Source organism: Secundilactobacillus oryzae JCM 18671 (assembly GCF_000740055.1).
GTDB classification, from domain to species: Bacteria; Bacillota; Bacilli; order Lactobacillales; family Lactobacillaceae; genus Secundilactobacillus; species Secundilactobacillus oryzae.
Genome location: NZ_BBJM01000008.1, coordinates 1 through 13,384 on the forward strand (window position 1 = coordinate 1; position 13,384 = coordinate 13,384).

Sequence of the window (13,384 nt, forward strand, 5' to 3'; positions counted from 1 at the left end):
CCGAAAAAGACCAATTTTAGCCAAGTAACGACTGATGAGATCCTAGCAGCACTTGAACTAATTAATCAACGACCATTAAAAATACATCATCAACAGACTGCCGTTGAAAGATTCCGGGCTTGTTCGGATTAAACTTGTAATTTGCCTACTCAAAAAGGGTGTCGCAATGCGAGTTAAGCGAATTGTAACAGTTGGATCAGTTACTCGTTTTCAATTGACGAACGGCCATTACGTTACCGCTAATCGTTTGTTTGTCACAGCTACAAAATAACGCAAAAGAGTCGATCGTTATGCGATCGGCTCTTTTTGTTGGGCATCGTGGCGATAAGCGCCAACGACGATGATTAAGTTGATGATGACAAGAATAGTGGTCATTAAGAAGACGTATCGGTAGTCTAAGACGCCTGCGACCGCCGAGGCTAATAATGGTCCAATAACGGAACCAATGGCCTGAAACGATTGATTATAGCTGAAAATTCGGCTCACCACATCGTTTGGGGTGTTTAGCGTCATAACGGTTTGGGTCACGGGCAACAATGCGGCGTCTGAGATACCAACGAGGAATCGCAGAATGCCGAGCTGAATGACCGAAGCGACGAAAAACATCGGGAAGAAGACGAGACCACAGAAAATCAGACCGGCTACCAGCACACGTTGGGCACCAATGTGATCGCCGAGGGCTCCCAAACTTGGTGCGGCCATTAAAGTCGCAATACCGGGGAGAGCCGCAATAATCCCACTGGCGAATGCGACGTTTCCAGTGCCATGCATCAGTTCTTTGACGAATAAACTGAGAATGGGGTTGATGGAAGTCGTTGCTGCTTGAATGAGCATGGACGAAATGATCATGGCCCAAACGACTGTTGGGTTCTTAATCCGTTTGAAAGGTGATTCTTTCGATTTGCTGTTTTTAGTGGCTGGCGTGAAGTCTTCTTTGACGAAGAACAGGGTCGTCAAGGTGGCAATCAGCATCAAGCCCCCGAAACAGTAAAATGGGACGCGATAGCCGAGAAAACCGGCCAAATAACCACCAATGATGGGACCAATCAGCTGGCCGCCAACGTTTCCGGTCGTGAGGGTGCCCATTGTTTTACCACTCTTGGTCATTGGCACTTCACTGGCCATTAATGCATACGCATTATTGATATAGCCCGAAAAGGTTCCTTGAATTAATCGCAAAAGAATCAATGTCCATACGTTTTGTGACAGTCCGGTTAAGGTGGCGGTAATCGTCATCCCGGCAGCTGCTCGGATTAGCATCGGTTTCCGTCCAGTACGATCGGCGAGTTTACCCCAGAGTGGTGAGACAATCGCCTGGCTTAGAAAGGTTGCCGAGAAGGCCAGTCCACTATACAGCGCGAGCTCACTTTTGGAATAGGTGCCCATGGTCGAAATAAATAAGGGCAGGAACGGCAAACTCATGCTGAACCCCGCTCCGGTTACAAAGTTACCTAGCCACAATGCAGTCAAATTTTTCTGCCATTGTGGACGTGTGTTTGAATTCATTTAAAAGTCTCCTCAAATCGGTCTTCATATTTATGATAATCCAAACTGGGAAAAAATAAAGGCTATGATTGGGTAAGATAGTTAGGGGGATATTTTACCCAAGTTATTTTTGGATCAGCAGACTAAGAAGAAGGATTCTCATTTATTTTTCATTTTTAGTGTTGACAAGCCTTTTAAATAGTCGCATACTACAATCATTAAAAATAAATGAGAAAACGCACAGATAAGGAGAACATTTAATTAGACTGGTGAAGCGAGCTTCGGTCGGTGAAAGGAAGCCCAGTCAGCTAAATGAAAGTAGCCTTTGAGTGGCGCGAGCGATGAGTAATCAAAGTTCGCGATGGTGACACCCATTACCGTGTTGACGTATCGTAACGAAAGTTGCTGTACGGATAAGGTAGTCTTAAGGACTTCAAAATCAGGTGGTACCGCGTGTAAACGCCCTGTTTAGGCTTAGACCTGGCAGGGCGTTTTTTGTTTATTTTTTTGAGCAGTAATCGATTATTTGCCAAAATTCATTTTTTGGAGGGATCTTCATGAAACACAATCAGTTGATCGGTATTTTAATTCTCGGAGCGAGTAGTCTTTTATTAGGCGCGTGTAGTAACTCGCAGGCGAGTAGTAACAAGACGCTAAATATTACCATTCCCGGTAAAGCAATGACGGCCGACCCCGATAAAGCGTTGGATACAAACTCATCCTTGATCCAACGACAAATTTACGAGGGCATCTATTCAATGGACGCTAACGGTAAGATCATTCCTGGGGTGGCATCCAAGATTGTCAAACCGACTAATAACGGCAAGACATATACCTTTAACCTTCGAAAGAACGCCAAATGGAGCAATGGCGACCCGGTTACTGCTCAGGATTTCGTGTTCTCATTACGACGGCATCTTGATCCGAAAACGAAGTCGCAAAATACAGATAGTCTCAAGGCTATCAAGAATTATCAGGGGGTTTACACAGGTAAATTACCCACTAGCAAGCTAGGTATCAAAGCGTTATCCAAGCACAAATTGCAAATTCAGTTGAATCAGCGGACCACTTGGTTTGACTTCCTACTGACGGAAATTTATCCACTGAGTCAAAACGCCATTGCCAAGTATGGCAGTCAATATGGCACAAGCAGTGAAAAGACGGTCAGTAATGGTGCTTATGAATTAGCTGACTGGAATGTGTCTAAGGATAGTTGGACTTATAAGGCCAACGATGACTATTGGGATGCCAAGACAACCAAGATTCGAACAATCAAGGCGCGGGTGGTATCGGATCCAAGTACCGCACAGAACCTGTTTAAATCCGGTCAGGTTCAAGAAACGCAAGTCTCAGGCCAGTTTGTTAAGGCTGATGAAAATGATAAAAGTCTTTACATCACCCCACAAAATCGATTGAACTACCTGATGTTCAATGCTCAAAACAAGACATTGAACAATCCAAACTTAGCTCGTGCGGTTAGCAAAGCGCTAGACCGAACCGCGATTACCAAACAAGTACTACAGGACGGTTCCGTTGCCGCCCAAAGCGAGATTATCAAGGATCAGTATGAAGATCCACGAACTGGCAAGGATTATTACGGTAGTCATAAGCTTCAAACCTACAATTTGAAGCAGGCAAAGGCTTACTGGGAAACGTTCCAGAAACAGACCGGTAAGACGAGTTTGACGGTTGAACTATTGACGGATGATACGGATTCCGACAAGAAGGTTGGCCAGTACGTTCAGGGCCAACTTGAGAAATACTTGCCCGGATTGAAAATCAATTTGACGTCGATTCCGCACGCCCAGCACGTTTCACGTGATTTTGCTGGGAAGTTTGAATTTAATTTAACCGGGTATTCCACTGAGTATCCAGATCCAACCGACATGATGAACTTGGCCACTAAGGGCAACACCATCAACTTTACTCAGTGGACGGATGCCAAATACGAGGCACTGATGGCAAAAGCCAACAACCTCGGTAAGTATAGTGACAAAGAGCGGGCTGCTTATATTCAGCAGGCTGATGAGCGCTTGATGGCCATTCAAGGCACGATTCCGCTTTATCAACCAGCAACTGCGCACCTGTTGAGCACTAAAGTCGGCGGTATTCACTACGGCATGTTGAATTACAGTTTGTATAAATACGCTTATTGGAAATAACAATTGGGGGGAACCTTTATGACAAAAACTTTATTAATGAACGCAAACTTATTTGATGGCAATCACGATGATTTTCAGGCCAACAGTTTTATTGGCTTTAACAATGAGGACGGTCGCATTATTGAAACGGGTCAAGGCACGGCAACTGCAACTTACGATCAAACGTTTGATTTGCACGGGCAATTCTTGATGCCGGGGATGATTAACGCTCACTCTCACATTACAAGTGGCCCAACCGGGATGACGTCCGCTGACGCACGATTTGAAACCCCAGCTTGGCAAACCCAATTTGCGATGAAAAATATGAAGAGCTTACTTGAAAACGGGATTACATACACGCGAAGTGTTGGAGTGGCAAACGATATTGATATTGCGATTTCGGCCATGCAACGGGAAGGCTTTATCACCGGTGCAGGTGTAATTGCATCTGGTGGTGCCTTCACCATGACGGGTGGTCATTTCAGTGAATCATCTCATGAGGTGGATTCTCCTGATGAGATGCGGAAGGGCGTTCGTCAATTACTCAAGATGGGCGCTAAAAACATCAAATTTATGGCTACTGGTGGTGTTTCTTGGGATGGTGAGACACCAAATGATATTCAATTAACCGAAGCAGAGATGCGCGCCGGCGTTATTGAAGCCCATCATAAGGGCATTCCGGTTGCGGCCCATGCCCAAGGAAATGAAGGTATTAAGAATGCTGTTCGCGCTGGTGTCGATTCAATCGAGCACGGCTTTTACATCGATGATGAGGCGGTTGAGTTAATGCTGGAACACGGTACAACGCTGGTTCCAACGCTTAACGCGATGTGGGCCATTATCAATCGTGGGCAAGGCTTATTGCCGGATTGGATGATGGAAAAGGCAACGGGACACTGGTTAGCACATAAAGCGAGTGTTGAAAAAGCTGCTAAAGCTGGTATTCCAATCGCGATGGGGACGGATGCAGGGACGCCATTTAACGACTTTGCCAATGACAGCATGTGGGAACTGGAGCTGATGCAAACGCAAAGTAATCTGACCCCACTACAAATCTTGCAGTCTGCAACTCGAAACGGTGCCAAATTGTTACGGATTGATGGCGACTATGGGACGCTTGAAACTGGAAAGTTTGCTGATTTTATTATTACCGAAAAGTCACCACTAACTGATCTCAAACAACTGCAGGGCGAAAAGTTGGTCTTCCAGCATGGCACCCAAAGAGCTGGTGAAACCTTAGTCGAATTAAGTCAGACCGTGGCACAATAATCGATAAAATTGACCAAACGATTGATAGTTGGATGTTCAAAAATGTGGGCCGATTATTGTGAGGCCAAGTTCGCAAATCTAGTGCGGTATGCATAAAGAGCTAATCTAAATGGTTAGCTCTTTTTTAGTCCCTAAAACTTTAAAGTGGATTGGTTATTAATAAGTAGAAAATTAATCCAGAATAACAAAAAAATAATCGGTTTTTTGATTTGTGAAATTAAAAAACTAATGGCAAATAATTGCCCAGAGTATGCGCTTTCACAACTATTTTCATTTTTCACAAAATAGTTAACCAATTTATATTGACTTAGCAAGTTTTCGTGTTATATTAATCATGGGCTTAAAGAGTCCGCAGTTTGAGGAGGTTTTGGATTGTTGAAGTGATGGCGATTGATGGCGGTTTAAAAATAACTAGTTTTGAAGCACTAGCTGAGTTTAAACTTCTATAAATCAAGATCTATCAGTTTGTTCAATTTTGAGATCACCTGAATTTCTAAGCCAATAGAAAAGAGGGAATACTATGAAAGCAACGAGTGTTAATGAAGAATCGAAGTTTGCGTTGGATCCAACTGAAAGCAAAAGTTTGGATGAGGTAAACGGTAGCGTTGTCGTGCCACAAGGAGCCGGTTTCTGGCGGACTTTAATGGCGTACACGGGACCGGGCGTATTGATTGCCGTGGGGTATATGGACCCAGGTAACTGGATTACGTCAATCGCTGGTGGGGCACAGTACAAGTACTCGCTGCTCGCGGTTATCCTGATTTCAAGTTTGATTGCGATGCTACTGCAAGCCATGGCATCTAAGTTGGGAATTGTGACGGGAAAGGACCTTGCACAATTAACTCGGGAACATACGTCAAAGGGGATGGGTTTCTTCCTTTGGGTGATTACCGAACTAGCCATCATGGCAACGGATATTGCTGAAATTATTGGATCTGCGATTGCAATTAAGTTATTATTCGATATTCCGTTGATTGTCGGTATCATTATTACAACGTTGGATGTTTTAATCCTGCTGTTACTGATGCGTTTAGGATTCCGGAAGATTGAAGCTATTGTCGCAACACTAGTCGGCGTTATCTTACTGGTTTTCGCATATGAAGTACTACTTGCTAACCCAAGTATCGGTGGTATTATCCAGGGTTACATTCCTTCAGATAAGATTTTAACGAACCATTCAATGCTTTACCTGTCATTAGGTATTATTGGTGCAACGGTCATGCCTCATAACCTGTACTTGGGTTCATCCGTTTCTCAGACTCGGAAGGTTGATCGTGAAGATCGTAAGGGCCTGGCTCAAGCAGTTCGTTTTTCAAAGATTGATTCAAACTTACAACTAACTGTCGCATTCGTTGTTAACAGTTTGCTCCTGATTTTAGGAGCTTCACTGTTCTACGGTACTAGCAGTGACCTCGGCCGTTTCGTTGATTTGTTCAACGCTTTAAGCAATTCCCAAATCGTTGGTGCCATTGCCAGTCCAGTATTGAGTATGCTGTTCGCAGTTGCTTTGCTGTCATCTGGTCAAAGCTCAACGATTACTGGAACGCTTTCTGGTCAAATCATCATGGAAGGGTTCATCCGCTTGAAGATGCCACTTTGGGCTCAACGGATTATTACTCGGGGAATTTCAGTTGCCCCAGTGCTGGCATTTGCCATTTACTACCATGGTGACGAAGCCAAGATTGAAAACCTTTTGACCTTCTCGCAAGTCTTCTTGAGTATTGCATTACCATTTGCGGTCGTACCGCTGGTTATCTTTACAAGTAGCAAGAAGCTGATGAAGGAATTCGCGAACGGTCCTTGGGTGAATTACAGTGCCTGGACTGCAACGATTGTGCTGATTATTTTAAATATTTACTTGATCCTCCAAACAGTCGGCGTTATCGCTTAAAATTTATAAATTATGGAAGCTCTTAATCGAAGTAATTCGGTTGGGAGCTTTTTTGTAGTTTCTGATAAATCGAATTTTTAATTATCGTTTTGAAGATATAAATCCTAAAAACACCGAAAATCAATTTTATGAAACTTAATATCTAAATATAAATTCGATAAACGGCTAAAATCGAATAATTAAGTGTAAAAATCATTTTATAAATTCGATATAATGGAAAAATCGAATTTAAAGAGATATAAAAGGAGTGGAACGACACTTATTGGGGCTGGAAAACATGATGAAAGCTGATACTAGCCAAAAGTTTGTGGCAGCCCACGCCCTGTTTGAGTCACCAGAATTGGCTAAATTAAGGACGGATTACCTATCTACGACGGCAGTGCCTAATGAGTTGGTGAGTTCCTTCTCATTCGCACCAACATCGGCAGACGGTCTCGGCGTTTACTACGGCGTGATGCCGGAACATATCGTGGTCACGGTTTCGAGTTGGGGTGACCAAGCCCGTGCCGATGCATTTGCTCAGGCGGTTCAAGAAAATCTGATTGGCCTCGCAAACTGGGTGGAAAAGTTTACTAAGCTTGATTGTAAAGCCACAAAAGACGATAACTTGGGTCGAAATCGGCAGCATGGCCGGTGCCGATATTAAGCTACCGGCAGCTGCTTTAAGGGCAGTTACTTTGAATTTAGTTGGAAGTGGAATGGGCTCTGTAGCGCCAACTGAATTTTTAAAAGAGTTACCAGAATTGGCCAAATTGATTTCAGCCGGTCATTTCATTGTTGAGACTGAAGCAGTTCCGCTCGCCGATGTCAGTGAGGACTGGCAAAGGGAACCGGATAAGCGGTTAGTATTTACCATGTAAAAAGACGCCTCTCGATTAAAATCGGGAGACGTCTTTGTGTTAGGATTCATTGTTTTGTAGGGCTTCTTGCATTCGTTCAATGAAAACTTGGCCCACGGTCGACATTGTCAGACTATTTTGCCAAATCAAGACAACAGGTTCATTGACTTCGGGATCTAATTTTTTAAACGTCACGTTCGGATGAATCTCAGTATCGACTGGTTGCTCCAGACTTAGTGCGCTTACGTGACCATTATTAACCAGAGACAGAGCATTGAACACTCGATTGTAAGTACCAGCGATTCTAGTTTGGTTTGGCGTTTTTGTCCACCATTGTTGTAGATTCTCGTGAATAGCGATTTCTTCTGGAATTAAAATTGGTAGGTCAGCCGTTTACGTGATTGTAATTGATGACTCTTTTGCCAAGGCGTGATTCTTCGGTAAACTGAGTCCCCAACACTCAGTTTCTGGGAATTTAAGAGTGGAATATTGGTGAAGTGGCATTTTACCGACCACAATTCCAAAATCTAATACACCAGAATCAAGTTGAGCCTGAACCTCACTGTTACTACCGGTATGCAGTTGAATTCGGACATCCGGAAAATCCTGAATGATGGCGTCGATGACTTTCATGTAACTCGTTAATTTGGTACTTTCAACGGCGCCAATATTTAATTCACCACGGATAGTGCCTTCTCCTGCATGAAGGTTATTAGTGGTTTTGTCGACGAGTGCAATGATATCTTTAGCGCGTGCAACCAAATAATGACCATCTTGAGTCATCGTGATTTCACGTGGACCCCGTGTAAAAAGAGTGACACCCAGGTCCCGTTCTAGCTCACCGATTTGGCGTGAAAGCGTTGGTTGAGACATATGTAGGTAATGTGCAGCGCTAGAAATACTATGTTTTTCAACGATTACTAGAAAGTGACGCAATACTGTGATATCCAATTTAAAAACCTCCCCATTAATTGGAACTTAATCATATCAATTTTTCACAAAGAATTAAATACAAAAATGCCGTCCTACATATGTTTAAAAAGCATACATGAACATTTTTTAACCTTATGTAAGAAAAAATGTAATTATCATTGACAGAGTTGCAAAGTATCCAGAAGCCTAATTTAACGTCTCATTTAGTTTCAATTTATTCTGGCAATTATGATATCTTCATGTAAACTGAGAAGAGTTATTGTAATTCTCAGGGGGAAACAGACACATGCACAGGAAGCATCAGCGTTATTTAGTTTTGATTGCATTATTATTGGGTTCGTTAGGGTTAACGAATGTCCAGGCGGCGACAGTTGGTTCGTTGAACAATTACAATTTAGAAAAGCCGATGATTATTTCACATCGAGGAAGCCCGTTAAACTATCCAGAGCACTCGTTTGCCGGTTATAATTTTGCCATCAAGAATGGTAGCAAGTTCATTGAACAGGATATTATTTTGTCGAAGGATAACCAGTTAGTGGTGTCTCACGACAACAACTTGAAAAAGAATACGAGTAAAAACATTACGATTACCGGTTCGACATATAAGCAAATTAAAAAGGCCAAGCTCAAAAATGGTGAAAAATTGCATACGCTAAAAGATGTGATGGGCCGCTATAAAAACAAGATCAACTATGTCATCGAAACTAAGAAAACGGCCAAGGGTGGTTATAAGCTCGAAAAGGGGATTATTGCGGTAATTAAGAAGCATAAACTCCAGAGTAATGTGATTCTCCAGTCGTTTAGCCTTGCAAGTTTGAACTACATGCACAAAAAGTTACCCAAAGCGCCGGAAATGTTACTGGTGAATGGCGCCAATTCGAACTACACCTACTTAGAAAAACGATTGAAGACTTTACCCAGGGCCGTTAATATTGTGGCCGTTTATACACCGGGGGTGACATCGGAAAATGCTAAGTTAATCCATAAGTACCATCGCAAGGCGGTCGGTTACGTACTTGATGGTCATGCTGCTTATGTGAATGAGATTTTAAGTGATTTCGATGGCTTGTTTACGGACGATACAAAACAGGCGGTTAGCTATTTTGGTGAATAGAATGGAAGAGGGCATTCAGAGATGAATGCCTTTTTTGTGTGTTGAAAGTTTCATGTGAAACAAATTCAAACGACGGGTGATGAAAGATTGCTTTGAAAACGGGGCAAATCAGATTCCGAAAGAATGAACACTGGAAAAATCATTTGAATTTTCATTCACAAACTGTTATAACTGAATTTCAGTAAGCGTTTTCATTATGATAAGGAGTGCGATCTGTTATGAAAATTAGTGCAGCTATTGTGGACAAAAAGGGTTCAGATTTCCACATTAGGGATGACGTTGAATTAGCCGATATGACTGATGACGACATCCAAGTTAAGATGGTCGCCAGTGGGATTTGCCACTCGGATGAAGCTTTACGTAAGGGTGATGCAGAAATTGCATATCCAATCGTATTAGGGCATGAAGGTTCAGGAATTGTCGAAAAAGTCGGCAAGAACGTTCAAAACTTCGTCCCCGGTGACCACGTTGTGTTATCCTTCTACGCTTGTGGTAACTGTGAAAACTGTTTGAAGGGTGAACCAACCAAGTGTTTACACTATGCTGCTAATAATTTGTCAGGTGTCCGTCCTGATGAAACGGCACACTTCACCGAAGATGGCCATGATGTCGCCGATATGTTTGACCAATCATCATTCACGACGACCACGGTTGTCCGTGAGCGGAATGCGGTTAAAGTACCAAAGGACCTCGATTTACGTAAACTCGGACCTCTGGGTGTGGCTACGTTACTGGTTCAGGAACGGTTTTAAACACCTTGAAACCTCGTCCAGGTCAAACAATCGCCGTATTCGGTATTGGTGCCGTTGGCCTGGCTGCAATGATGGCCGGTCGAATTTCCGGTTGTACAACGGTAATCGCCGTCGATATCGTTGATTCTCGTTTGGAATTAGCGAAGGAACTTGGCGCTACTGACGTTGTTAACAGTAAAAAGGAAGACGCTGTCGAAGCTATCAAGAAGTTAACAGAAGGTCGTGGCGTTGACTTTACTGTTGATACCACTGGTGTTAGTGCCGTGATGGAACAATCCATTCACGCCTTAAACCAAGGTGGCACTTCTGCTTGCATCGCCGTTACACCAAACCACGTTGATTTGGACACTTGGAACGACTTATGTGTGAACGATCAATCCGTTATTGGTGTTAACATGGGTGATTCAATTCCTCAAATCGATATTCCTCGTTTGATCAAGTTCTATCGTAAGGGCATGTTTGACTTCGATAAGACTGAAAAGTTCTACAAGTTTAGTGAAATTAACCAAGCAAATGCTGATTCAATCAGTGGTAAGACCATCAAGCCAGTATTGGTCATTGATGAAAGTTACCAACCAGCATAAAAAGTGCAAAAGAAACACCGTAAACTAAAGTGAACCCCTAAGATTGGTTTTTCTGTCCAATCTTGGGGGTTCACTTTATTGTCGTTTCGGTTACGAACTATCTAATTTTCTTCGTTATTTGAGATTAAAACGGAGTACGTTTTGCCGCCTACAGAATAAGTGCTGTAGTAGGTGTTGTTAATATCGTTGGATGAATCTCCAGCGATTTTGAAAGGCTTGTGCAGGTTCTTTAGAGCCAAGCGATATTGATATTTGCCACTTGTTCTGACGTGTTTGAACGTAATTCCTGAAATTTTCTTGCTGGTATAAAGGTAGCGGGTGCTGCCCTTAACCAGCGTTTTGTTGATCTTAACTGAGGCAGAAGGCTTTTTGCTACTATTCTTGTGTAATTCAATGTAGCCGTTCGAAGTAATTTGAACCTTTTGCTTATTGCTCCCGGCGGCAATTGTACTCTTGCTACCTTGTAGAAGTGCCCCTTTACTCTAGGTAGGCATGTAGGTTGGCGCTTTAACATGCGTAAATTTGGCGTTCTTAGTCGCAAAAATTGAAATGATGCGATGCTGATTATTTTCGTGAGTCTTTAAAATAGAATAGTTCAGCATATCATAGGCAATATCGACACCGTTTTGCCCATTTAATGTGTTGCCACCAGAATACTTGTGGCCGGCCACAACAGTTCCCTTTGGTAGGGAGACTTTTGAGGTGTGAAGCGTTGTGCCAGATTCGGTGTACCATTCAACGGTTGCGGAAACTTTTGCTGTAGTTTTATAGTAGGTCTGGGTTTGCAGTCCGTTGCGATATAGTTTCCAGTTACCAACCTGGACGTAGGTTGAGGCTGCATGTACGTTTTGCTGGCTGGCGCTTACTCCAACGATGGCAAAAACGGCCATTGTAACAATGGCGAGTAATAATTTGAGTTGCTTTTTCATGAGTGGTTCCTCCCTTTGATGCTTTTATTATAAGCTTAGCGCGGGGGAACTGGTAATTTAATAATGATTAAGATTGAAGGCGGTATGCTATACTCTCAGCAAAGGCGGTACTCCTATGATTAGACTAATGAAACAAGATGAACTTAAACAAGTGATGCAAATTTGGCTTTCGGCTAACATTGAGGCACACGATTTTATTTCGACCAGTTATTGGCAAGGCAACTATGATTTGATTGAGGGAATGCTCCCTAAGGCTGAGGTTTTTGTTAACGTTGAAAATGGAAATATTAACGGATTCGTTGGATTAATGGACAATTATATTGCAGGGATTTTTGTTGCCCAAAATGCACGTTCTAAGGGTGTCGGCAAACAATTACTTGATCACGCTAAAATAATTCGAAACGAATTAACACTATATGTTTACCAGTTAAATCAGCGAGCAATCGTATTTTACGAGCGAGAAGGTTTTAAAATTACCAATACGGGAATAGATGAGGATACTGGGCAAAATGATTATGAGATGGCGTGGCATAGGAAATAATAGATATGATAAAGTTCCGGCATCTCTTGATCAGCGAATGAACTTCAAAAAACAATCCCGCCACTTCAATTTGAGTGACGGGATTGTTTTTTTTAGGAGGGGGATTCAATTAAAATCTATTGCGCTGTGTAACCACCATCTACCACAAATTCGGAACCTGTGGAGAAGGATGATTCATCTGACGCAAGGTAAAGCGCCATATTGGCAATTTCTTCAGCACTTCCCAAACGGCCAACTGGATGCAGCTTTTCTAACGTCTCACGCATTTCAGGGTACGCATCAACCATTGGTGTATGAGCGTAGGCGGGGTGAATCGAGTTAACGCGAATTGGGTAGTGTTGCTCTGCGCAGTAAAGGGCAGCTGACTTCGTCAAAATCCGCACGCCACCCTTAGCGGCATTATAAGCATATAGATTAGAGATCCCAATCAGGCCAGCGATGGACGACATGTTGATGATGGAGCCTCCGCCGTCCTTCATGTACTTGATGGCGTACTTGACACCTAGCATGACGCCATCTAAATCGACCGAAAGAATTTTGTGCCATTCATCAATATCGACATGTTCCGCATCGTTGAATGACAAAATACCAGCGTTGTTGAGCAAAACATCAACATGGCCAAATTTTTCGACCGCAGCTTTAAAAACGGGTTCCCAACTATCTTCTTTGGAAACGTCTTGTGAAACAAAGATGGCATTAACGCCACCGAGTTCGTTTAACACATCAGAACTGCCGGTTTCGTCAACATCGGTGACGACGACTTTAGCACCTTCGCGCACAAATATTTTGGCGCTTGCTAAGCCAAAGCCTTTGACGCCGCCAGTGATAATTGCTACTTTTCCATCTAGTCTACCCATGATTAGGACCTCCATTAATGGTTTGTACACCATTAGTATAGTCCTAGTT

At 42.9% G+C, this 13,384-nt stretch carries 13 protein-coding genes, 2 pseudogenes and 1 other annotated feature; of the genes and pseudogenes, 10 read left to right on the forward strand and 5 right to left on the reverse strand.

All coding sequences use genetic code 11. The features are described from left to right. Positions 1 to 132, forward strand: a pseudogene (locus LOSG293_RS03085) (IS30 family transposase); the annotation flags it as partial. Beyond that, positions 104 to 271: a DUF5776 domain-containing protein gene (locus LOSG293_RS10315; RefSeq protein WP_369690583.1), complete on the forward strand. Its 168-nt coding sequence runs from the start codon at positions 104 to 106 to the stop codon at positions 269 to 271. The pseudogene LOSG293_RS03085 and the gene LOSG293_RS10315, both read left to right, overlap by 29 nt. A 17-nt stretch (positions 272 to 288) precedes the next feature. On the opposite strand, the gene LOSG293_RS03090 is transcribed toward LOSG293_RS10315, so the two are convergent. Next, the gene (locus LOSG293_RS03090; protein WP_034526908.1) at positions 289 to 1,506 is read right to left on the reverse strand and encodes an MFS transporter; all 1,218 of its coding nucleotides are present in this window, start codon (positions 1,504 to 1,506) and stop codon (positions 289 to 291) included. A 211-nt stretch (positions 1,507 to 1,717) separates the two neighbouring features. After that, positions 1,718 to 1,955, forward strand: a binding site (T-box leader). 87 nt (positions 1,956 to 2,042) lie between these two features. Here LOSG293_RS03090 and LOSG293_RS03095 point away from each other — a divergent pair. From LOSG293_RS03095 to LOSG293_RS03115, 5 genes are all read left to right on the forward strand, one after another. Then, the gene (locus LOSG293_RS03095) at positions 2,043 to 3,647 is read left to right on the forward strand and encodes a peptide ABC transporter substrate-binding protein (RefSeq protein ID WP_034526910.1); all 1,605 of its coding nucleotides are present in this window, start codon (positions 2,043 to 2,045) and stop codon (positions 3,645 to 3,647) included. Positions 3,648 to 3,665: 18 nt separating this feature from the next. Next, positions 3,666 to 4,895 (forward strand): metal-dependent hydrolase family protein, encoded by a 1,230-nt coding sequence (locus tag LOSG293_RS03100; RefSeq protein ID WP_034526914.1) that lies wholly within the window; start codon positions 3,666 to 3,668, stop codon positions 4,893 to 4,895. Positions 4,896 to 5,415: 520 nt separating this feature from the next. After that, positions 5,416 to 6,786, forward strand: a complete 1,371-nt coding sequence (locus LOSG293_RS03105; RefSeq protein ID WP_051907184.1) for an Nramp family divalent metal transporter — start codon at positions 5,416 to 5,418, stop codon at positions 6,784 to 6,786. A 247-nt stretch (positions 6,787 to 7,033) separates the two neighbouring features. Further along, positions 7,034 to 7,432 carry a choline/carnitine O-acyltransferase gene (locus LOSG293_RS03110; protein ID WP_054645607.1) on the forward strand — a complete coding sequence of 133 codons (399 nt, stop codon included), beginning with the start codon at positions 7,034 to 7,036 and terminating at the stop codon, positions 7,430 to 7,432. Beyond that, a complete protein-coding gene (locus tag LOSG293_RS03115) occupies positions 7,413 to 7,646 on the forward strand; it encodes a hypothetical protein (protein WP_034526919.1) in 234 nt (77 codons plus the stop codon). Before LOSG293_RS03110 ends, LOSG293_RS03115 begins: the two co-directional genes overlap by 20 nt. A 39-nt stretch (positions 7,647 to 7,685) precedes the next feature. On the opposite strand, the gene LOSG293_RS03120 is transcribed toward LOSG293_RS03115, so the two are convergent. Continuing rightward, positions 7,686 to 7,907, reverse strand: coding sequence for a hypothetical protein (locus LOSG293_RS03120; protein ID WP_152551083.1), 222 nt, complete (start codon positions 7,905 to 7,907; stop codon positions 7,686 to 7,688). Positions 7,908 to 8,018: 111 nt separating this feature from the next. After that, positions 8,019 to 8,576 carry a LysR family transcriptional regulator gene (locus LOSG293_RS03125; RefSeq protein ID WP_051907185.1) on the reverse strand — a complete coding sequence of 186 codons (558 nt, stop codon included), beginning with the start codon at positions 8,574 to 8,576 and terminating at the stop codon, positions 8,019 to 8,021. Positions 8,577 to 8,844: 268 nt separating this feature from the next. Between LOSG293_RS03125 and LOSG293_RS03130 the strand changes: the two genes are divergently transcribed. Next, positions 8,845 to 9,672, forward strand: coding sequence for a glycerophosphodiester phosphodiesterase (locus tag LOSG293_RS03130; protein ID WP_034526921.1), 828 nt, complete (start codon positions 8,845 to 8,847; stop codon positions 9,670 to 9,672). A gap of 218 nt (positions 9,673 to 9,890) precedes the next feature. Continuing rightward, a pseudogene (locus LOSG293_RS03135) lies at positions 9,891 to 11,008 on the forward strand (NAD(P)-dependent alcohol dehydrogenase). A gap of 482 nt (positions 11,009 to 11,490) precedes the next feature. Here LOSG293_RS03135 and LOSG293_RS03140 read toward each other — a convergent pair. Then, a complete protein-coding gene (locus LOSG293_RS03140) occupies positions 11,491 to 11,937 on the reverse strand; it encodes a hypothetical protein (protein ID WP_034526923.1) in 447 nt (148 codons plus the stop codon). Positions 11,938 to 12,052: 115 nt separating this feature from the next. Between LOSG293_RS03140 and LOSG293_RS03145 the strand changes: the two genes are divergently transcribed. Beyond that, the gene (locus LOSG293_RS03145; RefSeq protein ID WP_034526925.1) at positions 12,053 to 12,478 is read left to right on the forward strand and encodes a GNAT family N-acetyltransferase; all 426 of its coding nucleotides are present in this window, start codon (positions 12,053 to 12,055) and stop codon (positions 12,476 to 12,478) included. Positions 12,479 to 12,594: 116 nt separating this feature from the next. On the opposite strand, the gene LOSG293_RS03150 is transcribed toward LOSG293_RS03145, so the two are convergent. Further along, complete coding sequence (locus LOSG293_RS03150; RefSeq protein ID WP_034526927.1) at positions 12,595 to 13,335, reverse strand: glucose 1-dehydrogenase; 741 nt, start codon at positions 13,333 to 13,335, stop codon at positions 12,595 to 12,597. Positions 13,336 to 13,384 lie beyond the last annotated feature (49 nt).

What these genes read in the sequence shown, in the direction of transcription:
- LOSG293_RS03145 (WP_034526925.1), top strand. Translation starts at nt 12,053, where the DNA reads ATGATTAGACTAATGAAACAAGATGAACTTAAACAAGTGATGCAAATT.
- LOSG293_RS03150 (WP_034526927.1), bottom strand. Translation starts at nt 13,335, where the DNA reads ATGGGTAGACTAGATGGAAAAGTAGCAATTATCACTGGCGGCGTCAAA.
- LOSG293_RS03100 (WP_034526914.1), top strand. Translation starts at nt 3,666, where the DNA reads ATGACAAAAACTTTATTAATGAACGCAAACTTATTTGATGGCAATCAC.
- LOSG293_RS03115 (WP_034526919.1), top strand. Translation starts at nt 7,413, where the DNA reads ATGGCCGGTGCCGATATTAAGCTACCGGCAGCTGCTTTAAGGGCAGTT.
- LOSG293_RS03105 (WP_051907184.1), top strand. Translation starts at nt 5,416, where the DNA reads ATGAAAGCAACGAGTGTTAATGAAGAATCGAAGTTTGCGTTGGATCCA.
- LOSG293_RS03140 (WP_034526923.1), bottom strand. Translation starts at nt 11,937, where the DNA reads ATGAAAAAGCAACTCAAATTATTACTCGCCATTGTTACAATGGCCGTT.
- LOSG293_RS03090 (WP_034526908.1), bottom strand. Translation starts at nt 1,506, where the DNA reads ATGAATTCAAACACACGTCCACAATGGCAGAAAAATTTGACTGCATTG.
- LOSG293_RS03095 (WP_034526910.1), top strand. Translation starts at nt 2,043, where the DNA reads ATGAAACACAATCAGTTGATCGGTATTTTAATTCTCGGAGCGAGTAGT.
- LOSG293_RS03130 (WP_034526921.1), top strand. Translation starts at nt 8,845, where the DNA reads ATGCACAGGAAGCATCAGCGTTATTTAGTTTTGATTGCATTATTATTG.